The organism is Streptomyces sp. NPDC127097, from assembly GCF_042724075.1.
Lineage (GTDB): Bacteria > Actinomycetota > Actinomycetes > Streptomycetales > Streptomycetaceae > Streptomyces.
Genome location: NZ_JBHXFI010000018.1, coordinates 684 through 26,501, shown reverse-complemented (window position 1 = coordinate 26,501; position 25,818 = coordinate 684). Strand labels below are relative to the sequence as shown.

Here is a 25,818-nt window from a genome sequence, read left to right as displayed (position 1 = left end):
CGTAGTTTTCATGTCTTGGTTTGAATCTTTCGTCCTCGGACTCGTCCAAGGGTTGACCGAGTTTCTGCCCATCTCCTCCAGCGCGCATCTGCGTTTGACCGCGGCGTTCGCCGGCTGGCAGGACCCCGGTGCGGCGTTCACCGCCATCACGCAGATCGGCACCGAGGCGGCCGTCATCATCTACTTCCGCAAGGACATCGGGCGGATCATCTCGACATGGTCCCGCTCCCTCTTCAACCGGGAGCTGCGGCACGATCACGACGCCCAGATGGGCTGGCTGGTGATCGTCGGCTCGATCCCGATCGGTGTGCTGGGCATCACGCTCAAGGACGCCATCGAGGGCCCGTTCCGCGATCTGCGGCTGATCGCCACCACCCTCATCGTCATGGGTGTGGTCCTCGGCATCGCCGACCGGCTGGCCGCCCGCGACGAGACCGGCGGCCGGCACCGCGCCGTCAAGCAGCGCAAGACCCTCACCGACCTCAGCGTCAAGGACGGCCTCCTGTACGGCGTCTGCCAGGCCATGGCGCTCATCCCCGGCGTCTCCCGCTCCGGCGCCACGATCAGCGGCGGCCTGCTGATGGGCTACACCCGTGAATCCGCGGCCCGTTACTCCTTCCTGCTCGCCATCCCCGCCGTACTGGCCTCCGGCGTCTACGAACTCAAGGACGCCGGCCAGGGCCATGTCTCCTGGGGCCCCACCGTGTTCGCCACGATCATCGCCTTCGTCGTCGGCTACGCGGTGATCGCCTGGTTCATGAAGTTCATCTCCAACAAGTCCTTCATGCCCTTCGTGATCTACCGCATCCTCCTGGGCATAGCCCTCTTCGCCCTGGTCGCGGCGGGGACGCTGTCGCCCCATGCGGGGGAGACGGCGGGCTAGGGCGGGCATTTTCTCTACGTCTTTGAACTAGTGCCGCCCGGCACCTATTCGCAGATACTCACATCGCTCCGGAGGCGATTTCCGTGATCGTCTCCCATTGGTCTCCCATCTCCCACTCCCGGGCGCGCGAAAGCCGACCCCGGGCCACCCACTTGGGAGGTGGGATGGCAGCCCGAGGCCGGTGTCATGCAGGGGAGTGCGGCGCCAGCTAGCGCGGGTTTCGGCATCACAGAACTCCTGTGGCTCCTGCTGGTCGCCCCGTGGTGGCGCGACTGCCGGACGTTCACCGCGGAGGAGAGCCAGGAGCTCGCAGCCGACTATCTGGAGGACATGCCGGACCTGGCGGCCCGTCGGGACCGCGCCGCCGCGGCCTTGGCCTCGACCTGCCGACCGAGGGCGGACGCCCTGTGGCACCGTCCGCCGGCGCCACCTCCCCCTCCCGTCCCCCCTCCCCCTTGGGCGTCGGCGCGCCTGCCCGCGCGTCGCGCCCATCAGGTCTGTGGCCTGCTCTCTTGCCCTCCTTGCCGCGGCCCCGCACCAGGGGAACCGGGCGGAGACGCGTCGTCCCGGGCCGGGCCGGGGACGGTCCGCGAGGCAGGGTACGTACGTATCGGCATCGAATCGGGTCCGTCAGGAACCGGGGTGCTATCAGGAACTGAGGTGGTATTGGGCCCAGGGCTGATGGGCCGGCGCGGCCTCCTCGTGTGAGGGCGCGAGGGTGCCCCAGGGAGCGAGCGCGTTGTCCCAGTCGGAGGCCAGGGCGGCCATGTCCGGGACGGAGTCCGTGGACGGCATCGTGCCGGTGTGCCATGCGGATGCCATGGGGTGCGCCGAGGGGGCGGCGTTCCACGAGCTGGTCTGCTGGGCGGGGATGGAGTATTCGGATTCATGAACATCGCCGGGGCCGCGGCGGTGGCGTCCCGCGTGAGTTTCCACCGGGCCGGGATAGAACCGCCCCTGGGCGGAGAGCTGTTGGGCCCGGGTGACCAAGCGGGTGAGGTCGAGCCCGAATTCGGCGGCGAGTTCCCGCAGATCCACCCCGGTCTGCCAACTGCCGATGAGCACCGCGTCCATCGCCGGGGACCAGGTCTGCTCCGCGGCCCCCACGCCGCCGGTGGCCTCGCGAGTGGCGCCGGCCGGGCGCGCTCCGGCGGACGCGTTCTGGTGGGAATATTCGGCCGCGGGCTCAGGGGCCGGGGTGGCCTCCTCGGCCTCCCGCGGAGGTGCGGCGGGCGTGGCGGCCGCCAGCAGTTCGTCGGCGACGGCGCGGGCGTCCTCCTTGCCCACCGTGCGCCGGGCGATGCGCACTTCCCGCTCGTTCAAACCGAACAGCCCGGCCACCGCGCCGGTACTGCCCACCGTCACCGCGAAGGCCGCCAGAACCCGCGACCGGTCGGCCTGGGCCTCGTCAAGCCTGGCCTGCGCCTCACGCACCCGCTCGTCCCCCAGGCAAAACGCTTCCGCCAGCACGGCGTTGCGGTCCCACAACTCTCTAGGATCCATACTCATTCAACGCCTCTTGGGCGCAGGTGTCCCGATCTGGCTCAGCAAAGCACCCCAAAGCACCCATCGAACCACCAGATGAAAATCGTCCCGGGTGTGCGACGCCGGGTCGCCCCGTACCCCCGTCCGGGGTCATATGCCCTGGCCACAGGCCCGCGAAAATACGCAACGCGGATTGTCAGTGCCGTGAGCTACTGTCTCGATCAGTCGCATCTTCGCATTTCCATGTGTTCATGGGGGGACCATGGCTCATCGCTCCCGCACCGCGTTCCGCGTCGTCGGGGCGCTGCTCACCGCCGCCGTGCTGAGCGGCACGACGGCGTGCACGTCCGGCGGCTCGGCCGAGGACCGTTCCGGCGGGTCGCGGCGTCCCGACGGCACCACGGTCGCCGCGGTGCAGCGGGCCGTCACCAAGGGCACGGGACTCAACTCCCTCTCCTATCGCGCCTCCGGCAAGGTCCCCGGGCAGGGGTCCGTCAAGGGCAAGGCGTCGTTCAGCCTGCGCCCGCGCGTCGTCGAGATGCGGATGACGGCGTCCGGGGGCGTGCAGGAGGGCGAGTTCTCGGTGCGGCTCGTGGGGGGCGCGGTATACGTCGGCGGGGGTGGGCAAGCGGCTGCCGTGCTGGGCGGCAAGCACTGGCTCAAGCTCGCCCTGACGGACCAGGGGGCCGGCGGCTTCGGGGGTATGCAGCGGCAGGCCGACCAGGATCCGGCGGCGCAGGCGTCGTTGCTGCCCGGGTCCGATGACGTCAGGAAGATCCGCGAGGAAACCGTCGACGGGGTGCGGGCGACGCATTACGCCGGGGTGGTCGATGTGGCGGAGGCGGCGAAGAAGCCGGCCGCCAAGAGTCCGTCCGGGACCGGCGAGCGCCGCACGAAGGTCCTTGAGCAGTACAAGGAGCTCGGGGTGCGCGAGCTGAAGCTCGATCTGTGGGTCGGACCCGGCGATCGCACGGTGAAGTTCCGTCAGCGGGCGCGGGCGGCCCAGGGGCCACTGGACCTGTCCATACGCTTCTTCGACGTCAACGAGCCGGTCAGGGTCCAGGCGCCGCCCGCATCCGACACGGTGGACCCGGAACAGAAGCTCAAGGAGGCGAGCCGGCGGGTGGGCTAGGGCGCGTCCGCAAAGTCCCGTCCGGCTCGCGGCGTCTGGCACGCACGGACACGCCCCAGGAGCCGGTGTCAGCGGCGTACGGGCTCGTCGAGGTGGGGCAGGCCGATCGGGTTGGGGAAGGGGAGGACATCAGCGGCCAGGATGCGGCGGACCACGGGTTCCAGGCCGTGCAACAACCCCTCGGTCTCCGCCTCGGGGAGTGCGCGCAGCAGTCGGCCGGCCAGCCGGTCGGTGGCCTCCTCGATGCGCTCGCGCTCCCAGCGGCCGTGGTCGGTCGCGTCGCCGTGTGCGTCCACGAGGTCACGGGAGCGCAGCCGGTCCGTCGCGGCGGCCCACTCCTCCTCGGTCCAGCCGCGGTCCTCCCGCATGGTGTCCTTGGGGACGCGACCGGACGCGGCGGCCAGGACCAGCGCCTCACAACCGTCCAGGCCCTCGTCGGCGAGCACGGCGTGGTGGGCGTCGCCCCTGAACTCCCGGACAGCGGTCGCCAGTTGCCACAAGCGCTCGACGGGGTCGGCGTGGTCGCACAGGGCGCGGTTGGCGGCGAACAGCGGCCGCGCGGTGGCCGGTGCATCGTCCACGACCGCCTGGAGCGGAGGCAGCAGCTCGGCCGCCGCGTGGTCCAGTTCGGGGTCGATCCCACGCAGGGCGTGCGCCGCACGGCTGCCGCGTTCGTCGAGGACATGCGACGGGCTGACGATGCTCCAGGCCGCGGGCAGCGCACGGGCGACCATCCCCGGGGCGAAGCCCCCGAGGACGGCCGTGGCCGCGGCGGGTTCCACGGCGCCCAACGGCGCGGTGCGCGCGGCGAAATAGCCCATCCAGAAACCCTTGAGGCCGAGGTCTTTGCCCAGGTGGCGGCAGCGCTCGTCGAAGTAGCACACGGCGTGCAGCGGCTCGGTCAACAGCCAAAGCGATCGTGCTTGCAGCTCCATGCAGCGCACGCTACCGCCGCCCGGCGCCGGCCGCAGCACACGGCAGGCGAAGACCGCCGTCCACCGACCCCGCCGGCGGACCCGACCCGCGCTCGGCCGCCGTGCCGGGGTGGCTCGCCAGCGGGCGCCGCGATGTGGTGCAGCTACTTCTTCCCCGACGATCAGGTGCACCTCAACGACTTCTACCAGCGCGCCACCGACTCCACCCGGCAGTTCTGGACCCTGCCGCAGCTGCCCGCGCCGCGCTATCCCGTCCGGCCGGTGTACGTCCTCACCAGCGCGACCACGTTCTCGGGCGGCGAGGACGTGGCGTACACCTTGCAGGCGCTCGGGCGTGCCGAGCTGGTCGGTGAGACGACCGGGGGCGGGGCGCACCCCACCGAGCGGTATCCGGTGACGGCGCACATCACCGTCACGGTCCCGACGGCCCGGACGATCAATGCCGTCACGGGCAGCAACTGGGAGGGCGTCGGAGTGCGGCCGGATCGTGCCGTGCCGGCCGACAAGGCGCTCGAAACGGCGCATCGGGAGGCGATACGGCGCCTGGCCTGACAGGGCCGGAGCGGCAGGAGGGGCGGGTGGGGCCTCGGCCGTCGGTCGACCGTTGCGCCCGTCAGCCGTCAGCCGTCAGCCATCGGTACGGCCGCCGGCCCCGAAGCCCGACTGCCAGGCCCACAGGTGGGTGCAGTTGGGGCACTGGAGGTGCAGCACACTGCCCCTGTTCGACAGGAGGTAGCGCCAGTGGTCGGCGCAGGTGCGGCCGTCGAGGCAGGTTCCGCAGTCCCGGTGGTCCTGGCAGCCGGGGCAGGGGACCCAGGCCCGGCGGCCGATATCGGCGGTGGGGTCGAGCGGCAGCATGCTCAGCCCTGACCGGAGGCCGGCAGCACCCCGGCGGCGACCAGCGCGTCGTAGGTGGCCTGCTGCTCCGCGTCCAGCCCGGAGTAGAGGAGCCGGTACGCGTCCGCCTCGCCCTCCATCACCGCGATCGGGTCCCAGGTGTCGCCCAGCGCCGCGAGGACCTCGGTCCGCCGCTGGGTTTCGTGCGCGGTGAGGTCGAACTCGAATGTCCGGTGTTCCGGTATCCGGGGTTCCGAGGTGTTGCGGTCGTTCATGGTGCGCGTCCCATGCCACTTGCGGATGATTCGGACGTGTCTATCAAGTGGGGCGGCACTGAGGAAGCGTCAGGGGAGGCGGGCGGGATCAGGGGGCCGGCGGAGGGGAGGGATGATTGCGGAGCGTGATGAGGTGAAGCGGTAGGTATGGGGGCATTTCAGGAATTCCGGGGGAAGATTCTTTATGTTATGCCCGATATGTTCGAGAATTCATGGCGTGAGGAAATTCATCCGTGCCCTTACGGCTGAAGGCCGGGGGGTGCCGGGCGACCGGCCCCGTTGACGCGCCTTGCCGGCCGGGCCACGCTCGGGCCTCCACCCCTGCCCCAGGAGGTATCCATGCCCCGACGTATGGCGGCGACCGGGCTCGGCATTGTCATGCTCGTGGCGGCTGCTCTTGCGGCCGCGGCCGGCACCTCGTCCGCCGCCGCTCCCGGTTCCCCCAAGACCGCCGGAGCGGCCCCGCGGACGGCTCCCGGGCTGTTCGCCAAGCTCAGCCATGCCCAGGCCACCGCGAAGTTCCGGGCGGCCGGTATCAGCTGGTCCTCCAGCGGTGGCTGCGCGGACCGGAACAACGCCACCTGCACCTCGTTCGACCAGATCAACTCGGCCACCGTGGACGGGGTGATCACGCTCAAGCGCGCGACCGGCTGTGCGATCAACCTGACCGGCGGCACCGAGACCGGCCATGCGAGCGGCACCTACAGCCACTGGAACGGCTACAAGGTCGACTTCAGCCTCTCCACGTGCCTGACCCACTACATCACCGGCACCTTCACCCCCCTCGGCGGCTCCAAGTGGCGCTCCGCCGGCGGGAACGTCTACTACAAGGAGGGCAACCACTGGGATGTGACCTACTACAACTGTGGTGGCTGCCTGGCCGCCGAGCGACGCTGAGGGCTGTCCCGCAATCCCTGGCGGGCGCCTGCACCTCCACCGTCCGACGGCCGGCCGGGCAGGCGTCGCACCGCGACCGCGGCGGCGTCATCGCCCAGCCGGCCGTTCGTATGTGCCAGCAGCTCCGTGCGCAGCTGCCGTAGCACCTGCTGCGGACTGAAGTCGCTCCAGGCGCCGGCGCGCTCGGCCAGCGGATAGAACGTGCCCTTGTCGTCGCGGGCCTCGCTCACCCCGTCCGTGTAGAGCAGCAGCAGCTCTCCGGGCTCGAAGGGGAACGTCTCGACCTCGTAATCGGGGGCGCCGGGCAGACCGCCGAGCCCGATCGGCAGTGCGGGCCACTCCGCCGCCAGGGTCCGCGCCCGCCCGTCGGCCAGCAGCAGCGGCGGCGGGTGGCCGCAGGTGATGGTGTCCACGACGGGCCTGCGGTCGGGGATGTCCAGCAGGATCACGGTCGCGAAGGTCTCGTCGGTGTCGATGACGGGGTCGGGCGCGTCCTCCGTAGTGGCGGGGTCGGCGCCGGCGTCCGGGCCGGGGCCCGCCGCCGCGTCCGGGGCGGGGCCCGCCGCCGCGTCCGGGGCGGGGCCCGCCGCCCCTTCCCCTTCGTCCTCGGCCGCCGGCCCGTGGTGCCACTGGCTGCTGTCCCAGCGGACGGCGCCGTCGAGGTGGATGGCCAGCCTGGGCAGGGTGGCCTCGCGGTGGGCGGCCGCGCGGAAGGCGCCGAGGATCAGGGCGGCATGGCTGTAGGCGGGCAGCCCCTTGCCCCGGACATCGCCGATGATCAGCCGGGTGCTGCTGGTGGTGCGGGCGGCCGCGAACAGGTCACCGCCCATCTCGGCCTCTTCCTCGGCCGCCAAATACAGCGAGGCGATCTCCAGGAAGCCGCTGCGCGCGGGCAGCGGCCGGAGCAGCACCTGCTGGGCGACACCGGCCACCGAGCGGCTCCGGGTGAGCCGGCGCTCGTTACGGTCCCGGACCACGGTGAACAGCACGACCAGCGCGGAGACCACCACCAGCGCGGCGATCTGCGCCTCCAGGTTCTCGGTGAACAGCACATGGCGCGCGATGCCGATGAACACCTGGGCGGCCACCGCCAGCACACCGATCGCCGCCGTCAGACGGGGACCGGCGAAGGCCGCGGTGATCGCGGGAGCCGCGACGAGCAGGGGCCCCAGATGGATGTCGGGCGGCGCGAGCACGTCGATCGCGCAGACCGCCACGATGATCCCGACCGGGATCAGCACCAGGACACGGCTCAGTTCCCGTCGTCCCCGGAGCTGCCTCGGCCATGGAAAGGGCATGCCTCATGGTGGCACTGGGACGGGCGGAATGCCCGGCTCATCCCGTTACCGCGACCGCTCCGCCGCCTCCTGCCGCATGGCCGCGATGAGCAGATCGAGCGCCGGCTCAACGGCCGAGCCCCCCATGAGCAGCAGCTGCTCCCGTACGCGGTGCAGGCTGGGGTACGCGTCCGCGGGCAGGTCGCCGTACGCGTCCTGCCAGGCATGCTCGTCCGCCGCGCGCTGGGCGGGCGCCAGCCGCAGGACGCCGGCGTCCACGGCCGCATGACCGAGGGCGGTGTCCACGAGGGTGTGGTAGTGCCGGACGGCGGTGGCGTCGTCGAAGCCGGCCTGGAGCAGCAGGCCGATGCCCGTGTCGACGGCGCGCTGCTCGTGGGGCCGGCCGGTGACCCGCACGGTGCTGAACACCGCGATCTGCGGGTGCCGCAGCGCGGAACGGTACGCCCGCAGTCCGAGGTCACGCAGATCGGCGGCCCAGTCGCCGCTGAACGCGAAGCCGGCCATGGACTCGCCGATGAGCCGGTCGGCCAGCGCCAGCAGCAGATCCTCGGTGTTGCGGAAGTAGCGGTAGACGGCGGAGGGGTCGGCGCCCAGCGCCGCGCCGAGTTTGCGCACGGTGAATGCCTGCGCCCCCTGGGCGTCGATGAGTTCACATGCCGCGTCGATGATGAGGTCGGCCGACAGGACCACGCCTGAGCTGGTCGGCCGGCGCCGCTTGCGCTCGACCGGGACGCGCTCGCTCTCCGCCACGCCGTACCCCTCCGCTTCGCTCCGTCCCGGCCCCCGGGCCGTTCTCGGAGCCAGTTAATCACCAGGTTACGTCAACACCGTTGACACAAGAATCAACGGCCTGTTTCATCGGCGGACATACACGGACCACCGCGGTGCCGCATCCCGCACCACCCCTTCCGTACGACGCTGCCTGGCCCCGATCCCGGGCCCGGCCCGCGCCGCCCTGCTCCGCCACCCCCCGCCCGCACCTCCCCGTTCCCCCAGGTCCGGCCGAGACCGGCCCGGCCCGCCCGTCCAAGGAGTGAGTGCCATGCCTTCCGCAGTGCAGCAGGACCCCGGCCCACCGAGAATGAGCCGTTCGCTGGGCGTGAAGGACGGGGTGGCGATCGCCGCGTCGAGCACCGCCGCGACCACCAGCATCGGCATCGGCATGGGCACCCTGGCCGCGTACGCCGGCCGGCAGACCCCCGCCCTGTTGCTGCTGGCCTTCGTGCCCATCCTCGGCATCGCGCTCTCGTACGCCCGGCTCAACCGCAGCGAGCCGAACTGCGGCAGCGGCTACACCTGGGTGGGCCGGTCGATCGGCCCCTGGCCCGGATTCCTGACCGGCTGGGTGGTGCTGGTCGGCAATGTGATCTTCATGGCGTACACGGGGGCGGTGACCGGCTCCGTCGTGCTCCAGTTCCTCAACAAGCTGGGCCTGTACAGCGTGTGGGGGCTCCGGCTGGATCCGGCCTCGACCGGTGTCAGCACCGCCGTGGGCCTGGTCGCACTGGTCGTCGTCACCATCACCGCCATCACGGGCGTACGGGCCGCGACCCGGCTCCAGATGGGGCTGCTGATCTTCGAGTACGCGGTTCTGCTGGTCTTCTGCGGCTATGCGCTCTTCGTCGGCGACCAGCCGTTCTCGCTGTCCTGGATCAACCCCTTCGAGATCGGCTCACTGCAATCCGTGGCCCAGGGGATGGTGCTGGCGGTGTTCTTCTACTGGGGCTGGGACGCCGCGTTCAGCGTCAACGAGGAGACCCGCAACTCCTCCGACGCGGCCCGCGGCGGACTGATCGCGCTGGTGGTGATGATGGGTCTGTTCCTGGTCGGCGCGCTCGCGTTCCAGCGGGTGATGAGCACCGGGGAACTCCTGCACAACGGACCGCAGGCGCTCACCTTCCTCGGCGACGCGCTGGCTCCGGAGCCCTGGGCCTCGCTGCCCCTGGCCGCCCTGATGTGCTCCGCCTTCGCCTCGCTCCAGTCGAGCGTCATCCCCACGGCCCGCGGCACGCTGGCCATGGCCCGCGACCGGACGCTGGGCCCGGTGTGGCAGCGGGTGCACCCGCGCTACGGCTCCCCCGCCGTGGGCACTCTGCTGATCATGGCCATCGCGGCACTGCTCGCCGTGCTCGCGGTCGGCATCCCCAAGCTCAACGACATGATCCTCACGGCCGTCAACTCCATCGGTCTGACCGTGGCCCTCTACTACGGACTCACCGCGCTCGCCTGTGCGGTGCGCTTCCGGGACAGCCTGCGCGCCGGGGTCGTGCGCGCGCTCCGGGACGTGGTCGTTCCGGCGGCGAGCGCGCTGACGCTGTTCGGGCTCGGCCTCTACCTAGTCTGGGACTACGCCACCATGAGCGACCACTTCGAGCTGAGCCCGGACAACGGCTGGTTCATGCTGCTGCTCCCCACCCTGTTCGTCCTGGCCGGCCTGGCGACCGCCGCCTGGGCCAAGTGGGTACGCCGCGCACCGTACTTCCGCACCGGCCAGGGGACGGACGCCGATGCGATCACCCTGCCGATGGACGGGGACGGCGGCCCGCTCCCGACCCCCGTGGAGGGCTGACCACGACCGAGCCGACCCCTTCATCCCACCTACCGAGCCCGATTCACCACCGCACTCCCCACACCACTGGAGCAACCACCCCATGGACCTCAGCACCACCCCGGACGCCGACACCCCCGCCGCCACCCCCGGCGGCCCCGCGGACCTCGTCTTCCTCTCCGGTCCCGTGCACACCGTCGACTCCGCCCGCACGCGGGCGAGCGCGGTGGCGGTGCGCGGCGACCGCATCCTCGCCGTCGGGCACGAGGAGGAGGTCCGCCCGCTGATCGGGCCCGCCACGGAGATCGTCGATCTGCACGGCAAGCTGCTGATCCCCGGTTTCCAGGACGCGCATGTCCATCCGGTCGGCGGCGGGCGGGAGTTGGCGCTGTGTGATCTGAGCGCGGCGGTCACGGCCGACGCGTACCGCGAGCTGATCAGCGCGTACGCGGCGGCGCATCCGGACGTTGCCTGGATCACCGGCGGCGGCTGGTCCATGGAGGCGTTCCCCGGCGGCACACCGACCCGCGAGTTCCTGGACGCGCTGGTCCCCGACCGCCCGGTGTTCCTGGTCAACCGCGACCACCACGGCGGCTGGGCCAACTCCTGTGCCCTGGAGCGGGCCGGACTCACCGACCGTACGCCGGACCCGGCCGACGGGCGGATCGAGCGGGACGCCGACGGCCGGCCGACCGGCATGCTCCAGGAAGGCGCCATGCAGCTGGTGGCCGGCCTGATCCCGGAACCGACGGTCGCCGAGCAGACCGAGGGGCTGCTCCGGGCCCAGCGCCTCCTTCACGGGTACGGAGTGACCGCCTGGCAGGACGCGATGCTGGGCCACGCCCCGGGGATGCCCGACGTCACCCCCGCGTATGTGGCCGCCCGGCGGGACGGGAAGCTGACCGCGCGGGTGACCGGGGCGCTGTGGTGGGACCGGGCCCGCGGGGCGGAGCAGATCCCCGAACTCATCGCGCGGCGCGCCGAGTTGACGGCGGGGCGACTGCGGGCGACCAGCGTCAAGATCATGCAGGACGGCATCGCCGAGAACCACACGGCCGCCATGCTCACCCCCTACCTCACCGCATGCGGCTGTGCCTCCGACAACAGCGGCATCTCCTTCATCGACCCGGAGGCGCTGCGCAGCTACGTCACCCAGCTGGACGCGGAAGGCTTCCAGGTGCACTTCCACGCCCTGGGCGACCGGGCCGTACGCGAGGCGCTGGACGCCGTCGAGGCGGCCCGGCGGGCCAACGGGATGCGCGACACCCGGCCGCACCTGGCCCACCTCCAGGTCGTGCACCCCGAGGACATTCCGCGCTTCCGCCGGCTCGGGGCGACCGCGAACATCCAGGCGCTGTGGGCGGCCCATGAGCCGCAGATGGACGAGCTGACCATTCCCTTCCTGGGGTCCGAGCGCGCCGCCTGGCAGTACCCGTTCGGTGATCTGCTGCGCTCCGGCGCCACCCTGGCGGCGGGCAGCGACTGGCCGGTCAGCTCCCCCGACCCGATCGCCGCGCTGCATGTCGCGGTCAACCGCCGGGCGCCGGAGGACCCGCCGCCGGCGCCGGTCTTCCTGCCCGAGCAGCGCATCGACCTGGGTGCGGCGCTCGCCGCGTACACGGCCGGCAGCGCCTACGCCAACCACCTCGACGAGACCGGCACCATCCAGCCCGGAAAGCTCGCCGACCTGGTGGTGCTCGACCGCGACCCGTTCGACGGCGCCGACGAGGAGATCGCCGCGGCCCGGGTGCTTCAGACCTTCGTCGGGGGTGAGCGGGTGTACGCGGCGGATGACGCCTGAGGGCGGGTGACGCCTGAGGGCGACGGATAACGGGCTCGCTCGTCGGCCCGTGCGGCAGGGCCGCGCCCTGGCCCGTCCCCCAACCAACCTTCCGGAGGCTCGGGGACGGATCAGGGCGCCGCGCCGCCATGCCCGTCAGCCACGCCCCGCCCGTGCCCGTGCCCGTGCCTCCAGTGCCGTCCGCCACCCGGGCACCGTCATCCGCTCCCCCGGTTCGGGGGGCGGGACGGCGCGCCGCCGGCCCCCGTTGGCGAAGAAGTCCGCCAGTGGCAGGGTCGCCGCGCCGACCGTGACGGCGTCGGGGCCGAGCGTGCCGAGGTCGATGGTGACCCGGCCGGCGGGGTGCGCCAGCGCGTAGGCGGTGGCATGGGCGCGGACGGCGGGGAGGAGGTGCGGGCCGAGCTGGAGGCCGGCCCAGCCGCCGATGAGGACCCGTTCGGGGCTGAAGAGGTTGATCAGGTCGGAGATGCCCGCGCCGAGGTACTCCGCGGTCTCGTCCAGGACGGTGCGGGCGACCGGGTCGGCGGCCGGACCGCCCTCCGGTGGGTGGGCGGCGGCGACCAGGGCCGCGAGCGCCGTCTCCTCGTCGGCGTCCGCGGGTGGTTGACCGCCCGCCTCCTGCCAGCGCTCCAGCAGCGCCTCGGATCCGGTGTACGCCTCCAGGCAGCCGCGGGCACCGCAGCGGCACCGCCGGCCACGGACGCTGACCGTCAGATGTCCCCACTCCCCGGCGCTGTCGCGTGCCCCGCCGTCGATGACACCGTCGGTGACGAGGCAGGCGCCGACGCCGGAGCCGAAGAGCACGATGGCCGCGTTCCGGGCGCCGCGGCCGCCGCCGAACCACATCTCGGCCTGGCCGAGGGCCTTGGCGCCGTTGCTGAGGAAGAAGCCCGCCCCGGGCGGGAGTTCGACGCTGCGGTGCAGCAGCTCCTCCAGCGGGACCGCGTCCCATCCGATGGTCTGGCCGTGCACGACCGCGCCGCCGGGCCGGCTCCGGTCGAGGATGCCGGGGACGCCGACGCCGACCCCGAGCAGCCGGCCGGGGGACGCGCCGCCGTCCCGCAGCACGGTGGCGATGCCGTCGGCGATATGGCGGACGACCAGGTCAACGTCGTAGCCGTGGTGCCGCAACGGGAGCTGTGCGCAGGCCAGTTCCCCCATGGCGAGATCGAAGAGCTCGACCCTGACCCGGGTCTCGCCCACGTCCACCCCGATCAGACAGCCGCTCCCCGGCGCGACCCGTAGCAGGGTGCGCGGCCGGCCGCCGTCGGACCCGACCACGCCGGCTTCCTCCAGCAGTCCGTCCTCGGTGAGTTCGGCGACCACGTTGCTGACGGAGCCCGAACTGAGGCCCGTCGCGGGCCCGAGTTCCTGCCGGCTCATCGGGCCGTCGGCATACAGCCGTTGCAGTACCGCGGTGCGATTGGCCCTGCGCAGGTCACGCACGGTGCGCTGGGTGCGTTCGGCCATCTGGTTCCCCTCCCGGCCGGCCGGCTGCCGGTTTTCGCTCTCTTGACGCGCCCTTCCCCCGGGCTTTAACTCACACCCTAAGTTAAGCCATGAGGCTGTTCAGGAACGGAACATGGCCGGCCTTCGGACTCCTCAGAGAGAGGCGTATCCGTCATGCGCATACTCCGAGCCGCGACCGTCACCGCCACCGTTACCGCACTCGCCGCCGTGGCGGGCTGCGGTGGCGGGTCGAGCTTCGGCGGCGGTGGCAACAACGACTCCCCCAGGACGCTGACGTATTGGGCGTCCAACCAGGGGCCGAACGTCGAGGCGGACAAGAAGATCCTCGGCCCCGAGCTGAAGAAGTTCGAGCAGCGGACCGGCATCAAGGTCAAGCTGGAGGTCATCCCCTGGCCCGAGCTGCTCAACCGCATCCTGGCCGCCACCACGTCGGGCCAGGGCCCCGATGTGCTCAACATCGGCAACACCTGGTCCGCTTCGCTCCAGGCCACCGGTGCGCTGCTCCCCTGGGACCGGAAGAACTTCGCGGCGATCGGCGGACGCGACCGGTTCCTGGCGCCGGCCCTGGACGCGACGGGTGCGGCGGGGAAGGACCCGGCCGCGGTACCGCTGTATTCGCTGGCCTATGCGCTCTACTACAACAAGCGGATGTTCCAGGAGGCCGGGATCAGCAAACCCCCGGCCACCTGGGACGAGTTGGTCGCGGACGGCAAGCGGATCGCCAAGGACGGCAAGTGGGGGCTGGGCGCCGAGGGCGGTCAGCTGACCAACAACATCCACCAGGCGTTCGCCCTCGGCAAGCAGCACGGCGCCGACTTCTTCGACGCCGCCGGCCGGCCCGCCTTCACCTCGGACGGCGCGGTCGCGGCGGTCAAGCAGTACATCGACTTCATGGCCAAGGACAAGATCATCGCCCCGGGCAACGCGGAGTACGGACAGAACCAGTCGCTCCGGGACTTCGCCACCGGCCGGACCGCGATGGTGCTGTGGCAGGCGGCGGCCACCACCTTCAGCGCCGACGGAATGAAGCCCGGCGACTGGGGTGTCGCCCCGGTCCCCGTCCCGTCCGGCAGGCCCGGCACCGGCCGGCAGATCAACTCCATGCTCGCGGGCATCAATATCGCCGTCTTCAAGAACACCCGCAATCTCCGGGGCGCGCAGAAGTTCGTGCGGTTCATGACGAGCGACGCCGAACAGCGGCTGCTCAACAAGACCTATGGCTCCATCCCGCCCGTCAAGGCCGCCCAGCGGGACCCGGCCTTCGACCGCAAGGACACCAAGGTGCTGCGCGAAACGCTCACCAGGAGCGCCGCGCCGCTGCCCCAGATCGCCGAGGAGTCCCAGTTCGAGACGTCCGTCGGCACCGCCGTCAAGGACCTGTTCGCCGACGCGGCGGCCGGCCACCCGGTGACCACCGCCTCGGTCAAGTCGCGGCTGGCCAAGGCCCAGCAGCAGATGGCGCGATGAGGGGCCGCACCCGGCTGCGCCGCGCCGGCCTGCCGTATCTCCTGCTGCTCCCCGCGCTGCTGCTGGAGCTGCTGGTCCACCTCGTCCCGATGGTCATCGGCATCGTGATGAGCTTCAAGGAACTGACCCAGCTCCAGATCGCCCACTGGGGCGCGGCCCCCTGGAAGGCGCTGAGCAACTACCGCGTCACCGTGGACTTCGACGCCCCGGTCGGCGCCACGCTGCTGCACTCGTTCCTCGTCACCTGTGCGTTCAGCGTGCTGACGGTGGCCCTGTGCTGGCTCCTCGGCACCGCGGCCGCGATCTTCCTCCAGGAGCACTTCCGGGGCCGCGGCCTGCTGCGGGCGGTCTTCCTCACGCCGTACGCGCTGCCGGTCTACGCCGCGGTCATCACCTGGGCCTTCCTCTTCCAGCGGGACAACGGCCTGGTCAATCATGTACTGCACGATCAACTGGGGCTCACCGGCGACCGGCCCTTCTGGCTGCTCGGCGACAACAGCTTCGTCGCGCTGCTGGTGGTCTCCGTATGGAAGACCTGGCCGTTCGCGTTCCTCGTGGTGATGGCCGCACTCCAGAGCATCCCGAAGGACCTCTACGAGGCGGCGGCGCTCGACGGCGCGGGCGTCCTCCGGCAGATCCGGCGGATCACCCTGCCGTCCTTACGGCCCATCAACCAGGTGCTGCTGCTGGTGCTCTTCCTGTGGAGCTTCAACGACTTCAACACGCCGTATGTGCTGTTCGGCAAGGCCGCCCCGGAGGCCGCGGATCTGCTCTCCATCCACATCTACCAGTCCTCCTTCGTCACCTGGAACTTCGGTACCGGCTCGGCCATGTCCGTCCTGCTGCTGCTCTTCCTGCTGGTGGTGACGGCCGGCTATCTCCTGGCCACCTCGCGCGGAAGGAGATCCGCCGATGCCTAGCCCAGCCGCCCGCCCGCTGCGCCCCGGCGGCCGCCGGCGCTCCCCCACCGCTCCGCCCCGCAGCTTCCTCTGGACCCGGCGGATCTTCCTCACCGCACTGACCGGCTTCGTACTGCTGCCCGTGTACGTGATGCTCAGCAGCTCGCTCAAGCCCCTGGAGGACGTCTCGGGCGCCTTCCGCTGGCTGCCGAGCGAGCTGACCGTCCGTCCGTACCTCGACATCTGGCACACGGTGCCGCTGGCCCGGTACTTCCTCAACTCGCTGATCGTGGCGGGCTCGGCCACCGTCTGCTCGGTGCTCGTCGCGGTCTTCGCCGCCTACGCGGTGAGCCGCTATCGCTTCCGCGGCAAGCGGATCTTCACCGTCACGGTCCTGTCCACGCAGATGTTCCCGGGCATCCTCTTCCTGCTGCCGCTCTTCCTGCTCTACGTCAACATCGGGAACACCACCGGTGTCGCCCTCTACGGCTCCCGCGGCGGGCTGGTGCTGACCTATCTGACGTTCTCCCTGCCGTTCTCCATCTGGATGCTGACCGGCTACTTCGCCTCGGTGCCGCGCGAGCTGGACGAGGCCGCGTACGTGGACGGCTGCGGTCCGCTCGGCGCGCTCTTCCGCGTCGTGGTGCCGGCCGCGCTGCCGGGGATCATCGCGGTCGCCGTGTACGCCTTCATGACCGCGTGGGGGGAGGTGCTCTTCGCGTCCGTCATGACCAACGACACCACCCGCACCCTCTCGGTCGGCCTCCAGGGCTACGCCACCCAGAACGACGTCTACTGGAACCAGGTGATGGCCGCTTCCCTGGTCGTCAGCGTCCCGGTGGTCGCCGGATTCCTGCTGCTCCAGCGCTATCTGGTGGCCGGGCTCACCGCCGGAGCCGTCAAATGACCCCTGCCGAAAGGACCTCCGTGAGCGACCGGATCGACTTCGCCGCCCTGCCGGACGACTTCACCTGGGGCGTGGCCACGTCGGCCTATCAGATCGAGGGAGCGGTCGCCGAGGACGGCCGCGGCCCGTCCATCTGGGACACCTACGCCCACATCCCGGGGATGATCGACAACGGCGACACCGGGGACCGGGCCTGCGACCACTACCACCGCTGGCGCGCGGACATCGGCTTGATGCGTCAACTGGGCGTCGGCGCCTACCGGTTCTCGATCGCCTGGCCGCGGATCCGGCCGGCCGGGGACGGCCCGGTCAACGCCGCGGGCCTGGCCTTCTACGACCGGCTGGTCGACGGGCTCCTCGAAGCGGGCATCGCCCCCTTCGTCACCCTCTACCACTGGGATCTGCCGCAGGCCCTCCAGGACCGTGGCGGCTGGCCCGTGCGGGAGACCGCCGAGCACTTCGCGGCGTACGCCGCCGTGGTCGCCGGGAAGCTCGGCGACCGCGTCTCCCACTGGGCCACGCTCAATGAGCCGCTGTGCTCGGCCTGGATCGGCCATCTCGAAGGCCGGATGGCGCCCGGCCACACGGATCTCACCGCGGCGGTCCGCGCCTCGTACCACCTGCTGCTCGGGCACGGCCTGGCCGTCCAGGCGATCCGCTCCGCGGCGCCGGACGCCCGGGTCGGCCTGGTGAACAACCTCAGCACCGTCGAGCCCGCCACCGGGTCCGAGGCCGATGCCGCGGCGGCCCGGCGGATGGACGGGCACACCAACCGCTGGTGGCTCGACCCGGTGCACGGCCGCGGCTTCCCCGAGGACATGCGCGAGGTGTACGGCGTGCCGCTGCCGGAGCGCGCCGGTGACCCGGAGACCCTCGCCCAGCCGCTGGACTGGCTGGGGCTGAACTACTACTTCCCGGCCGTGGTCGCCACCGATCCGGACGGCCCGCCGCCGTTCGCCCGCCCGGTGCGCCGGCCGCAGGTCCCCCGTACGGGCATGGACTGGGAAATCGACGCGGACGGCATCGAGACACTGCTGCTGCGGCTGACCCACGAATACGGGGCCCGCACGCTCCATGTCACCGAGAACGGCTCGGCCTACCCGGACACGGTCCGCCCCGACGGCACCGTCGCCGATCCCGAGCGCACCGACTACCTGCACCGGCATGTGGCGGCCTGCGCCCGCGCGGCCCGTAAGGGTGCCCCGCTCGCCGGGTATTTCGCCTGGTCACTGATGGACAACTTCGAATGGGCCTATGGCTATGACAAGCGCTTCGGCCTGTTCCATGTCGACCGTGCGACCCAGGTCCGCACCCTCAAGGACAGCGGCCGGCACTACGCCGGGCTGATCCGCGGCCATGCGCGCCGCGGCGCCCCGCACGCGCCCTGAGCCTGCCGCGTCCGGCGGGCCGGCCCCCGCACCTCGCCGGGGCCGGTCCGGCGGGCGGCCCGCCGCTACTCGATGACCAGCTCGACCTCGATGTTGCCGCGGGTGGCCTTGGAGTACGGGCAGTACTGGTGCGTCGCCTCGACCAACTGCCGGCCGGTCTCGCCCGCGAGGGTCTCCGGCAGCTCCACCCGCATGACGACGCCCAGGCCGAAGCCGGTGTCGTCCTTGCCGATGGAGACCTCGGCGGTGACCGAGACGTCCTTGGTGTCGATCTTCATCTGCCGGCCGACATTGCCCATCGCGCTGGCGAAGCAGGCCGCGTATCCGGCGGCGAAGAGCTGCTCCGGGTTGGTGCCGGCGCCGTTGCCGCCGAGCTCGGGAGGCATGGCCAGGGCCAGGTCGATCCGGCCGTCGGAGCTGACGGCCCGGCCCTCACGGCCATTGGCGGTGGCGACAGCGGTGTACAGCGCGTCCATCACGGTTCCCCTTCGGTAGCGCGGCGGCCGTGCCCCGGCCGCCCGATGTCCCTCACAGTCGCACACATCTAAATTGTGCGCAACTCAGTTGTGCGCAACTAAATGACCTGGCGAGCTAACCTGGGTCCATGACCCCTGCGACCAGGCCCCCGGTACCCGACGCCGAACTGCTCCGCCTCGACCACCAGGTCTGCTTCTCCCTGCACGCCGCCTCGCGCGCCTTCGGCGGCGTCTACCGGGACGCCCTCAAGGGCCTGGGCCTGACCTACCCCCAGTACCTGGTCATGCTGGTTCTGTGGGAGCACGGCTCCCAGCCGGTGAAAACCATCGGCGAACAGCTCCGGCTGGACTCCGGAACCCTCTCCCCGCTGCTCAAACGGCTGGAGTCGGCCGGCCTGGTCCGCCGCGAGCGGAGCACCGAGGACGAGCGGTCGGTCACCATCCACCTCACCCCGGCCGGCGACGAGCTGCGCGAACAGGCCCTGCCGGTCCCCCGCCGGATGCTGGCCGCGACCGGCCTCACGATCGAGGAACTGCGCACGCTCCAGAGCCTGTTGGGCCGGGTGACGAGCGCCCTCGACGAGGTCTGACGCCGGGCGGTCCCCGAGTCCACCGGCCTTCGCCCCGTACCTCTCGGCGGTCCGCGGCGTTACGTACGTAGGTGCTTTCCGCGGTGTCCGCAAGGCGAGGTGCGGCCACGTTCTCCACCCCCGGCAGCTCATCACCCCATTGAGCTACCAAGGTTGGGGAGTCATCGGCACAAAGGCGTATAAAGGGTGGTCAAACCAGCCGGAGCCGCCGGTGATATCCCGCCCACGACGCGGTTGGCAGCATCGCCTACGACAAGCGGAGGAGCGCCACGTGAACGCGGCAGAAGTTGTCAACACCTTGCTGGTCCAACGATTCGGGGTTTCCCCCGCCGACATCAACGACGAGACCCCGCTGCGCAGCCTGCGACTGGACTCCCTGGCCCTGGAGGAGCTCCGCGTCCTCATCGAGGAGCGGCTGGACATCGACCTCGACGAGGTGTCGCTGACCCCGCGGAACACCGTGGGCCAGCTGGTGACGGCCGTCGACGGCAACGTTCCGGCATGACGGCCCGCCAGGAGCCGTTCTCCGCGGCCGTGACAGGACTGGGACTGGTGACCGCGGCGGGCGTGGGGGCGAAGGCCACCTGGCACACCGTCACCCAGGAAGCCGTGCCCGGCGGCGTGAGCCACCAGGAAGAACTCGCCGACCTGCCTTGCGACTTCATGTACACCATCGCGGATCTGGACACGACCGAGCTGCTCGGCGTGGCCACCCAGCGGCTGATGGACCGCTTCTCCCAGCTCGCGGTGATCGCCGCCCGGGAGGCGGTCGCCGACGCCGGACTGGACCCGGAGTCCTGGGACAGCAGCCGGGTGGCGGTGGTCATCGGCTCCGCGCACGGCGGGCTGCCGTTCTACGACCAGCAGCATGTCGCGATGGCCGGGCGCGGCGCCCGCCGGGTCTCCCCCAAACTCGCCCCGCTGACCGTCGTCAACAGTGCCGCGAGCAGCGTCTGCATGGACCTCGGCGCGCAGGGCCCCAGCATGGGCGTGGCGACGGCCTGCTCCTCCGGCACCGTCGCCCTGGGCACCGCACACCAGCTGCTGCGCGCCGGGGTCTGCGACATCGCCATCGCCGGCGGCGCGGAGTCGGTGCTGTCCCGGCTGCTGATCGCCAGCGCCTGCCAGATGAAGGCGGTCTCCACCCGCCGGGACGACCCGGCCACGGCCTGCCGCCCCTTCGACGCGGGCCGGGACGGCTTCGTGGTCGGCGAGGGTGCCGGGCTCCTCGTACTGGAACGGCCCGAGCACGCGAGCGCCCGCCGGGCGCCCGTCCGGGCCCACATCCGCGGCTACGGCGCGTCGAGCGATGCCTATGCCGCCGTCGCCCCGGATCCCGAGGGCAACGGCATCGAGCGGGCGCTGCGCAGCGCGCTGGCGGACGCGCAGGTGCAGGGCCGGGACGTCGGCCATGTCAATGCGCACGGCACCTCGACGGTCGTCAACGACCGGGTCGAGGCCACCGTGCTGCGGCGGGTCCTCGGGGATCACCCGCTGGTCACCTCGACCAAGGCGATGACCGGGCACGCGCTGGGCGCCGCCGGCGGGATCGAGACCGCGCTCACCGTGCTCGCCCTGGAGCAGCAGCTGGTGCCGCCGACCGCCAACCTCGAGGTGCCGGATCCGCGGATCCCGATCGACATCGTCCGCAAGGAGGCCCGGCAGGCGGCGTTCGACTGCGCGGTCAAGACGTCGCTCGGCTTCGGCGGGCACAACGCCGCGCTCGTACTGACCCGCTAGGGCCTGTCCGCCACCGCCCGCCCTTGCCGCGCGCCCCTCCCGCCGGTGCCCCGAGAAGGAATCTGCCATGTCCGAGGAAATGATCCGTTCTTTGTCGGTACGCGGGGTGTCCTACTCCTACCGGCGGCTGCGCCAGCCGGAGCGGATCACCGAGCCCGTTCTGGTGCTGGGCGGCGCCCTCCAGGGGATGTACGGCTGGCCGCAGATGGAGGATCACGTGGGGCCGGTGGCGGACGTGGTCACCGCCGATCTGCCGGGCATGGGCAGTGCGGATCCGCTGCCGCCGGGGCCGAGCATCGATGTCGTGTGCGCGGCGATCGAGCGGATCATCGACGATCTGGAGGTCCCGCGGATCAACCTCTTCGGGTTCTCGTACGGGGCGGGGCTGGCCTACGGGTGTGCCCGGCGGTTCCCCGGGCGCATCGCACGGCTCGCCCTCGGCGGGGTGCCGGCACACATCAGCGACGCCCAGGTCGAGCTGTGGCGGCGGGCTTCCGACCATCTCGCGCAGGGCGACACCGAAGCCTTCGCCACCCTGGTCGCCCAGGGTCTGATGTGCCTCGACGACCGCCGGCACGTCGCCCGCCGGAAGCTGGCCTACCGCTATGTCCGGCGCTCGATGCTGCACGCGGCCCGGAACTCCCGGCACGCGGTCGACTCGCTGCGCCGCGGGATCTCGGACCGCCCGGACTTCTCCGGCGGACTGTCCGACGTCCCCACCCTGGTCTTCAGCGGCGAGCACGACACGGTGACCTCCCCGGCCCGCCAGCGGGACTTCGCGGCCACCATCTCGGACAGCCGCTTTCTGATGATTCCCGATGCCGATCACTGGGTGGTGCTCGAACGCCCGCAGGAGGTCGCGGACTTGGCGGCCCGGTTCTTCACCGACGGCCCGCTGAGCTCGGCGCCCTGTCTGGCGCCGGCGGTGCGCGAGGAGCCGTCGCCGGCCGGTGCGGCCTGTGCGTGAGCCGCGGGAACCCCGACAGCATTCCCTTGCGACTATATAACCCGAGTGGCATGCTGGTGCCATGCCCCTACCGTTCGACGTACTCGCGGAGCCGAGCCGGCGCCAGATCCTCGACCTGCTGCTGGAGCGCCCGCGGCTGGTCGGTGAGCTCACGCAGCAGCTCGGGCTGAGCCAGCCCGGCACCTCCAAGCACCTCCGGGTGCTGCGCGAGGCCGGGCTCGTCCGGGTCCGGCAGGACGCCCAGCGCCGCTGGTACGAGCTCCGGCCCGAGCCCCTGGCGGAGCTGGACGCCTGGCTCGCCCACTACCGGCATCTGTGGACCGGCCGCCTGGACGCTCCCCCAGCCAACGCTGGGAGGTGCCCCCAGGAACGGCACCTCGACGCCATGGAGGACGACCCCCGATGAACCCGCACTCCGACACCCTGACCACCGGCGACGGCCACACTGCACTGCGCATGGAGCGCAGACTCGCCCATCCGCCCGCGAAGGTCTGGTCGGCGATCACCGACCCGGCGCACCTCGGGCAGTGGTTCCCCTCCGAGGTCGCCGTGGAGCTCCGCCCCGGCGGCGCGATGACCTTCACCATGCCCGGGGTGAGCGATATCGCCACGACCGGCACGGTCACCGACGCCGAGGAGCCCCGGCTGTTCGCCTTCACGTGGGGCGAGGACCATCTGCGCTGGGAGATCACCCCGGACGGCGACGGCTCGCTGCTGGTCCTGGTGCACACCTTCGGCGACCGGTTCGGCGGCGCCAGCTTCGCCTCCGGCTGGCATCTGTGCCTCACCGCGCTGTCCCAGCTGCTCGACGGTGACTCGCCGCATGTCGAGCGCGACACGGGCGAGCTGCACGAGGCGTATCTGGAGCAGTTCGACCTCGGGCGCGGGGTGGTCGAGGACACCGCGGACGGGCCGCGGGTCCGTTTCGAGCGTCAGCTCGTACGGTCCACCGAGACCGTCTGGGCCGCGCTGACCTCGGGGGACGAGCCCGCCGCGGGGTCGCCCGCGCCGGCGGGCTTCACCAGCCGGCAGGCGCCGGCCGGGCCCGTCACCGAGGTCGCGGCCCCGGCGGTGCTGACGTACCGCTGGCACCCGGAGGGCACGGTCCGCTGGGAGCTGGGCCGGGGCACCGGCCATGGCCCCCGGCTCGTCCTCACCCAGACCGGCCCGCAGGGCTTCGACACGGACGCCGCGCTGGACGCCTGGCACGAACGGATCGAGCAGCTCGCCGCGCAGCTGATGGCGGACTGAATTCCCGCCTCGCCCTTTACCACCGCATACTCGCGCCCCCTATGGACTCCATAGGGGGCGTCGTGCATGGGGCCGCTCCTCGGCATTGCCGACCCGCATTGCCGACCCGCCGGCACCGCCGCGGAAATACCCCCCGCACGGTGTGAGCCAGGCAACTTCGCGGTGCCGTGAAGCGGAATGCGACGTCCGGTCCGCGTGACGCCGGGCACGCGACGTACGTCACGTACGAGCATTCCTAGTCGCGGCTCCACCCCGCCCTTACCGCGATTCGCGGCATTTACAACGGACATTCCGCCCAATCTCACGAAGATAGGTAGTACAAGGCATCTTTGCCACCATCCCGGGCTCGCGCTAACCATGTTTCCCGTTAGCACCGAGAACGAGCCCGCGATCTCAGCCGGAGCGGCGTAACGCGGCAATGACCCTCGGTCCTCACGCGCCAACCGAAGGCCGTTTCCCCCGCCACCAAGCCCTGGAAGAGGTCACCTCCGCATGCCCCAGTTCACCCTGCCCCGCACTGTCCGCCTCACCCGTACGCACAAGGTCTCGGCCGCACTCGTGGCCACCGCGGGCTGCGCCGCCGCCCTGGCGTTCACCGCGGCGCCCGGCAATGCCGCGACCACCACGGCCGCCCACGCGCCGGCCGCGGTCAAGCCGGTCAGCGCCAACGGCATGCCGCTCACCGCGAAGGACCGGGCCGACGACGGCAAGCAGGCCCGTGCGGTCGCCTCCTCCGTCGCCGCCGGCCTCAAGGTGGCCCCCGCCGAGAAGCCGCACCACGCCGCCGACCAGGCCGCCAACCGCTCCATCGAGCGCAAGGCCCTGGTCGCGCCGAAGGCCGCCCCGAAGGCCGCCCCGAAGGCCGCTCCCAAGGCCCCGAAGGCGACCCCGAAGCGCTACGCGAACAACCTCGACGGCTGGATCCGCGAGTCGCTCGACATCATGAAGGCCAAGGGGATACCGGGCTCCTACGAGGGCCTGCACCGCAACATCATGCGGGAGTCCGCCGGTGACCCCAACGCCGTCAACGACTGGGACATCAACGCCATCAACGGCGTGCCCTCCAAGGGCCTGCTCCAGGTGATCCAGCCGACCTTCGACGCCTACCACGTCTCCGGCACCCCCCATAAGCTCACCGACCCGATCGCCAACATCACCGCGGCGGCCAACTACGCGGCCGACCGGTACGGCTCGATCGACAACGTCAACTCGGCCTACTGAGCCGACCGAGCGGAAGAGCCGTCACCCGGCACCCCAGGCCGGCCGAGCCAGATGAGGCGAGGGACATGACGGACCACACAAGCGAGCCGGCAGGCTCGGCATAGAGCAGCTTGCGAAGCGGCGGAATGGCGCGTTCGCCGCTGCGCGGTGGAGCGGGTCCCGGCGGTGCCGGGGCCCGCTTCGCTCTGTCCTGCACCCCGGGGCCCGGAACGGGGGCGTGAGGGACCGTTTCCGCCCGCCGGACGGGTGAGATGCAGGGCCGGTCGGCGGACTGACGGGCCATTGGGTCATAGAGTCAGCCGGTTCTGCGTATATGTCCCTTATCGGCAGGATTCTGCTCAAAAGCTGCCGAACCTGACTCAACCGAAGGCTTTCGGAGGCATGCGATGCCCTTGCGCAGATCCGGTCCGGCCCGCCGTACAGTCCCTCTTGCGGCCGGAACTCTTTCTCTCCTCTCCGTGCTCGCTCTGCCCCTCGCGCTGCCCGGCTCCGCCACGGCGTCGGACGCCGAGAAGAGACCCGCCCACCCCGAGCAGGACTGGATGGGGTCCACGATCATGGCCCACGAGGGCGGCGACCGGGCGGCGGCCGGCGGTTCCGGGGCCTGGTCCTCGGTCAGAAGAGGTGTGTCCGGCGTCGATGTCTCCAGCCACAACAAGAAGGTCCACTGGTCCTCGCTGCGCAGGTCCGGGGTGCGTTTCGCCTACGTCAAGGCCAGCGAGGGAACCAGCTACACGAACCCGTACTTCACGCATCAGTACAGGGGCTCGTACAACTCCGGCATGATCCATGGCGCGTACCACTTCGCGCTGCCCGACCACTCCAGCGGAGGCTCCCAGGCGCGGTACTTCGTCGACCACGGCGGCGACTGGTCCCGGGACGGCCGGACGCTGCCCGGCGCGCTCGACATGGAGTACAACCCGTACGGCGCGACCTGTTACGGCAAGAGCCACCGGGCGATGGTCAACTGGATCCGCGACTTCGTGCGCACCTACCGGGAGGAGACCGGCCGCCACGCGGTCATCTACACCTCCACCAACTGGTGGAAGAAGTGCACCGGCAACTCCGGGAAGTTCGGCCGGACGAACCCGCTGTGGATCCCGCGCTACGGCTCGTCCGTGGGCGCGCTGCCGGCCGGCTGGCACTTCCACAGCATCTGGCAGCACACCTCCTCGGGCCATGTCGTCGGCGACCGCAACCGCTTCAACGGCTCGTACACCCGCCTGAGGGTTCTCGCGGACGGCAACTGACCCGCAACGCCACGGCCGGTCCCCGGCGCGCCCACCGCGGCGCCGGGGACCGGCCGTGTGCGGGGGGGGGGGACGGCCCGGCCCCCGTGTTTGTCAAAGAC

26 protein-coding genes are annotated in these 25,818 nt (G+C 71.4%); 18 read left to right on the top strand and 8 right to left on the bottom strand.

Features of this window, described 5'->3' with window-relative positions:
• Positions 1–10 precede the first annotated feature (10 nt).
• Entirely contained in the window at positions 11–883 is an 873-nt protein-coding gene (locus tag ACFWJW_RS16290; protein WP_387240731.1) for an undecaprenyl-diphosphate phosphatase, read from the top strand.
• A gap of 648 nt (positions 884–1,531) precedes the next feature.
• Here the strand turns inward: ACFWJW_RS16290 and ACFWJW_RS16285 are convergent.
• Positions 1,532–2,392, bottom strand: a complete 861-nt coding sequence (locus ACFWJW_RS16285; RefSeq protein ID WP_387240728.1) for a hypothetical protein — start codon at positions 2,390–2,392, stop codon at positions 1,532–1,534.
• Between the two features lie 238 nt (positions 2,393–2,630).
• On the opposite strand from ACFWJW_RS16285, the gene ACFWJW_RS16280 reads away from it, so the two are divergent.
• The gene (locus ACFWJW_RS16280) at positions 2,631–3,500 is read left to right on the top strand and encodes a hypothetical protein (RefSeq protein ID WP_387240725.1); all 870 of its coding nucleotides are present in this window, start codon (positions 2,631–2,633) and stop codon (positions 3,498–3,500) included.
• Between the two features lie 68 nt (positions 3,501–3,568).
• Here the strand turns inward: ACFWJW_RS16280 and ACFWJW_RS16275 are convergent, their stop codons facing one another.
• Positions 3,569–4,435, bottom strand: coding sequence for a hypothetical protein (locus tag ACFWJW_RS16275; RefSeq protein ID WP_387240722.1), 867 nt, complete (start codon positions 4,433–4,435; stop codon positions 3,569–3,571).
• Between ACFWJW_RS16275 and ACFWJW_RS16270 the strand changes: the two genes are divergently transcribed.
• The gene (locus tag ACFWJW_RS16270) at positions 4,355–4,987 is read left to right on the top strand and encodes a S41 family peptidase (protein ID WP_387240719.1); all 633 of its coding nucleotides are present in this window, start codon (positions 4,355–4,357) and stop codon (positions 4,985–4,987) included. The genes ACFWJW_RS16275 and ACFWJW_RS16270 overlap by 81 nt on opposite strands.
• Positions 4,988–5,062: 75 nt before the next feature.
• Here the strand turns inward: ACFWJW_RS16270 and ACFWJW_RS16265 are convergent, their stop codons facing one another.
• Together ACFWJW_RS16265 and ACFWJW_RS16260 are read right to left on the bottom strand one after the other, a co-directional pair.
• Positions 5,063–5,293 carry a hypothetical protein gene (locus ACFWJW_RS16265; RefSeq protein ID WP_387240716.1) on the bottom strand — a complete coding sequence of 77 codons (231 nt, stop codon included), beginning with the start codon at positions 5,291–5,293 and terminating at the stop codon, positions 5,063–5,065.
• Positions 5,294–5,295: 2 nt separating this feature from the next.
• Positions 5,296–5,547 carry a DUF6400 family protein gene (locus ACFWJW_RS16260; protein ID WP_042158132.1) on the bottom strand — a complete coding sequence of 84 codons (252 nt, stop codon included), beginning with the start codon at positions 5,545–5,547 and terminating at the stop codon, positions 5,296–5,298.
• A 339-nt stretch (positions 5,548–5,886) separates the two neighbouring features.
• On the opposite strand from ACFWJW_RS16260, the gene ACFWJW_RS16255 reads away from it, so the two are divergent.
• Complete coding sequence (locus ACFWJW_RS16255) at positions 5,887–6,444, top strand: hypothetical protein (protein WP_387240713.1); 558 nt, start codon at positions 5,887–5,889, stop codon at positions 6,442–6,444.
• Here ACFWJW_RS16255 and ACFWJW_RS16250 read toward each other — a convergent pair.
• Both ACFWJW_RS16250 and ACFWJW_RS16245 read right to left on the bottom strand, forming a co-directional pair.
• Positions 6,405–7,742 (bottom strand): PP2C family protein-serine/threonine phosphatase, encoded by a 1,338-nt coding sequence (locus ACFWJW_RS16250; RefSeq protein ID WP_387240710.1) that lies wholly within the window; start codon positions 7,740–7,742, stop codon positions 6,405–6,407. The two genes, ACFWJW_RS16255 and ACFWJW_RS16250, sit on opposite strands and share 40 nt — an antisense overlap.
• Positions 7,743–7,787: 45 nt before the next feature.
• Complete coding sequence (locus tag ACFWJW_RS16245) at positions 7,788–8,492, bottom strand: helix-turn-helix domain-containing protein (RefSeq protein ID WP_387240707.1); 705 nt, start codon at positions 8,490–8,492, stop codon at positions 7,788–7,790.
• Between the two features lie 292 nt (positions 8,493–8,784).
• Between ACFWJW_RS16245 and ACFWJW_RS16240 the strand changes: the two genes are divergently transcribed.
• Together ACFWJW_RS16240 and ACFWJW_RS16235 are read left to right on the top strand one after the other, a co-directional pair.
• Positions 8,785–10,311: an APC family permease gene (locus tag ACFWJW_RS16240; RefSeq protein ID WP_387240704.1), complete on the top strand. Its 1,527-nt coding sequence runs from the start codon at positions 8,785–8,787 to the stop codon at positions 10,309–10,311.
• Between the two features lie 82 nt (positions 10,312–10,393).
• Positions 10,394–12,091, top strand: coding sequence for an amidohydrolase (locus tag ACFWJW_RS16235; protein WP_387240701.1), 1,698 nt, complete (start codon positions 10,394–10,396; stop codon positions 12,089–12,091).
• 135 nt (positions 12,092–12,226) lie between these two features.
• On the opposite strand, the gene ACFWJW_RS16230 is transcribed toward ACFWJW_RS16235, so the two are convergent.
• Positions 12,227–13,561 (bottom strand): ROK family protein, encoded by a 1,335-nt coding sequence (locus ACFWJW_RS16230; protein WP_387240698.1) that lies wholly within the window; start codon positions 13,559–13,561, stop codon positions 12,227–12,229.
• Positions 13,562–13,714: 153 nt separating this feature from the next.
• On the opposite strand from ACFWJW_RS16230, the gene ACFWJW_RS16225 reads away from it, so the two are divergent.
• From ACFWJW_RS16225 to ACFWJW_RS16210, 4 genes are read left to right on the top strand one after another with little or no spacing between them, the layout of a single operon-like run.
• The gene (locus tag ACFWJW_RS16225) at positions 13,715–15,028 is read left to right on the top strand and encodes an ABC transporter substrate-binding protein (RefSeq protein WP_387240695.1); all 1,314 of its coding nucleotides are present in this window, start codon (positions 13,715–13,717) and stop codon (positions 15,026–15,028) included.
• A complete protein-coding gene (locus ACFWJW_RS16220; protein ID WP_387240692.1) occupies positions 15,025–15,948 on the top strand; it encodes a carbohydrate ABC transporter permease in 924 nt (307 codons plus the stop codon). Before ACFWJW_RS16225 ends, ACFWJW_RS16220 begins: the two co-directional genes overlap by 4 nt.
• A complete protein-coding gene (locus ACFWJW_RS16215; protein ID WP_387240689.1) occupies positions 15,941–16,834 on the top strand; it encodes a carbohydrate ABC transporter permease in 894 nt (297 codons plus the stop codon). Before ACFWJW_RS16220 ends, ACFWJW_RS16215 begins: the two co-directional genes overlap by 8 nt.
• Complete coding sequence (locus tag ACFWJW_RS16210; protein ID WP_387240686.1) at positions 16,831–18,222, top strand: GH1 family beta-glucosidase; 1,392 nt, start codon at positions 16,831–16,833, stop codon at positions 18,220–18,222. The genes ACFWJW_RS16215 and ACFWJW_RS16210 overlap by 4 nt, the downstream gene beginning before the upstream one ends.
• A 65-nt stretch (positions 18,223–18,287) precedes the next feature.
• On the opposite strand, the gene ACFWJW_RS16205 is transcribed toward ACFWJW_RS16210, so the two are convergent.
• The gene (locus ACFWJW_RS16205; protein WP_387240683.1) at positions 18,288–18,698 is read right to left on the bottom strand and encodes an organic hydroperoxide resistance protein; all 411 of its coding nucleotides are present in this window, start codon (positions 18,696–18,698) and stop codon (positions 18,288–18,290) included.
• Positions 18,699–18,826: 128 nt separating this feature from the next.
• Here ACFWJW_RS16205 and ACFWJW_RS16200 point away from each other — a divergent pair, with 128 nt between their 5' ends.
• From ACFWJW_RS16200 to ACFWJW_RS16165, 8 genes are all read left to right on the top strand, one after another.
• Positions 18,827–19,288, top strand: a complete 462-nt coding sequence (locus ACFWJW_RS16200; RefSeq protein ID WP_387240680.1) for a MarR family winged helix-turn-helix transcriptional regulator — start codon at positions 18,827–18,829, stop codon at positions 19,286–19,288.
• Between the two features lie 271 nt (positions 19,289–19,559).
• Entirely contained in the window at positions 19,560–19,793 is a 234-nt protein-coding gene (locus ACFWJW_RS16195; RefSeq protein ID WP_387240677.1) for an acyl carrier protein, read from the top strand.
• Positions 19,790–21,028: a beta-ketoacyl-[acyl-carrier-protein] synthase family protein gene (locus tag ACFWJW_RS16190; RefSeq protein WP_387240674.1), complete on the top strand. Its 1,239-nt coding sequence runs from the start codon at positions 19,790–19,792 to the stop codon at positions 21,026–21,028. The genes ACFWJW_RS16195 and ACFWJW_RS16190 overlap by 4 nt, the downstream gene beginning before the upstream one ends.
• A 67-nt stretch (positions 21,029–21,095) precedes the next feature.
• On the top strand, positions 21,096–21,995 hold the full coding sequence (locus tag ACFWJW_RS16185) for an alpha/beta fold hydrolase (protein WP_387240671.1): 900 nt from the start codon (positions 21,096–21,098) through the stop codon (positions 21,993–21,995).
• A 61-nt stretch (positions 21,996–22,056) separates the two neighbouring features.
• A complete protein-coding gene (locus ACFWJW_RS16180; RefSeq protein WP_387240668.1) occupies positions 22,057–22,401 on the top strand; it encodes an ArsR/SmtB family transcription factor in 345 nt (114 codons plus the stop codon).
• Complete coding sequence (locus ACFWJW_RS16175) at positions 22,398–23,246, top strand: SRPBCC family protein (protein ID WP_387240665.1); 849 nt, start codon at positions 22,398–22,400, stop codon at positions 23,244–23,246. The genes ACFWJW_RS16180 and ACFWJW_RS16175 overlap by 4 nt, the downstream gene beginning before the upstream one ends.
• A gap of 492 nt (positions 23,247–23,738) precedes the next feature.
• Positions 23,739–24,467 carry a transglycosylase SLT domain-containing protein gene (locus ACFWJW_RS16170; protein ID WP_387240662.1) on the top strand — a complete coding sequence of 243 codons (729 nt, stop codon included), beginning with the start codon at positions 23,739–23,741 and terminating at the stop codon, positions 24,465–24,467.
• A gap of 386 nt (positions 24,468–24,853) precedes the next feature.
• A complete protein-coding gene (locus ACFWJW_RS16165) occupies positions 24,854–25,717 on the top strand; it encodes a lysozyme (protein ID WP_387240659.1) in 864 nt (287 codons plus the stop codon).
• Positions 25,718–25,818 lie beyond the last annotated feature (101 nt).

Coding starts and splice junctions, on each gene's coding strand:
- ACFWJW_RS16290 (WP_387240731.1), top strand. CDS start 11: ATGTCTTGGTTTGAATCTTTCGTCCTCGGACTCGTCCAAGGGTTGACC.
- ACFWJW_RS16285 (WP_387240728.1), bottom strand. CDS start 2,392: ATGAGTATGGATCCTAGAGAGTTGTGGGACCGCAACGCCGTGCTGGCG.
- ACFWJW_RS16280 (WP_387240725.1), top strand. CDS start 2,631: ATGGCTCATCGCTCCCGCACCGCGTTCCGCGTCGTCGGGGCGCTGCTC.
- ACFWJW_RS16275 (WP_387240722.1), bottom strand. CDS start 4,435: ATGGAGCTGCAAGCACGATCGCTTTGGCTGTTGACCGAGCCGCTGCAC.
- ACFWJW_RS16265 (WP_387240716.1), bottom strand. CDS start 5,293: ATGCTGCCGCTCGACCCCACCGCCGATATCGGCCGCCGGGCCTGGGTC.
- ACFWJW_RS16260 (WP_042158132.1), bottom strand. CDS start 5,547: ATGAACGACCGCAACACCTCGGAACCCCGGATACCGGAACACCGGACA.
- ACFWJW_RS16255 (WP_387240713.1), top strand. CDS start 5,887: ATGCCCCGACGTATGGCGGCGACCGGGCTCGGCATTGTCATGCTCGTG.
- ACFWJW_RS16250 (WP_387240710.1), bottom strand. CDS start 7,742: ATGCCCTTTCCATGGCCGAGGCAGCTCCGGGGACGACGGGAACTGAGC.
- ACFWJW_RS16240 (WP_387240704.1), top strand. CDS start 8,785: ATGCCTTCCGCAGTGCAGCAGGACCCCGGCCCACCGAGAATGAGCCGT.
- ACFWJW_RS16235 (WP_387240701.1), top strand. CDS start 10,394: ATGGACCTCAGCACCACCCCGGACGCCGACACCCCCGCCGCCACCCCC.
- ACFWJW_RS16230 (WP_387240698.1), bottom strand. CDS start 13,561: ATGGCCGAACGCACCCAGCGCACCGTGCGTGACCTGCGCAGGGCCAAT.
- ACFWJW_RS16225 (WP_387240695.1), top strand. CDS start 13,715: ATGCGCATACTCCGAGCCGCGACCGTCACCGCCACCGTTACCGCACTC.
- ACFWJW_RS16220 (WP_387240692.1), top strand. CDS start 15,025: ATGAGGGGCCGCACCCGGCTGCGCCGCGCCGGCCTGCCGTATCTCCTG.
- ACFWJW_RS16215 (WP_387240689.1), top strand. CDS start 15,941: ATGCCTAGCCCAGCCGCCCGCCCGCTGCGCCCCGGCGGCCGCCGGCGC.
- ACFWJW_RS16210 (WP_387240686.1), top strand. CDS start 16,831: ATGACCCCTGCCGAAAGGACCTCCGTGAGCGACCGGATCGACTTCGCC.
- ACFWJW_RS16205 (WP_387240683.1), bottom strand. CDS start 18,698: ATGGACGCGCTGTACACCGCTGTCGCCACCGCCAATGGCCGTGAGGGC.
- ACFWJW_RS16200 (WP_387240680.1), top strand. CDS start 18,827: ATGACCCCTGCGACCAGGCCCCCGGTACCCGACGCCGAACTGCTCCGC.
- ACFWJW_RS16190 (WP_387240674.1), top strand. CDS start 19,790: ATGACGGCCCGCCAGGAGCCGTTCTCCGCGGCCGTGACAGGACTGGGA.
- ACFWJW_RS16185 (WP_387240671.1), top strand. CDS start 21,096: ATGTCCGAGGAAATGATCCGTTCTTTGTCGGTACGCGGGGTGTCCTAC.
- ACFWJW_RS16180 (WP_387240668.1), top strand. CDS start 22,057: ATGCCCCTACCGTTCGACGTACTCGCGGAGCCGAGCCGGCGCCAGATC.
- ACFWJW_RS16175 (WP_387240665.1), top strand. CDS start 22,398: ATGAACCCGCACTCCGACACCCTGACCACCGGCGACGGCCACACTGCA.
- ACFWJW_RS16170 (WP_387240662.1), top strand. CDS start 23,739: ATGCCCCAGTTCACCCTGCCCCGCACTGTCCGCCTCACCCGTACGCAC.
- ACFWJW_RS16165 (WP_387240659.1), top strand. CDS start 24,854: ATGCCCTTGCGCAGATCCGGTCCGGCCCGCCGTACAGTCCCTCTTGCG.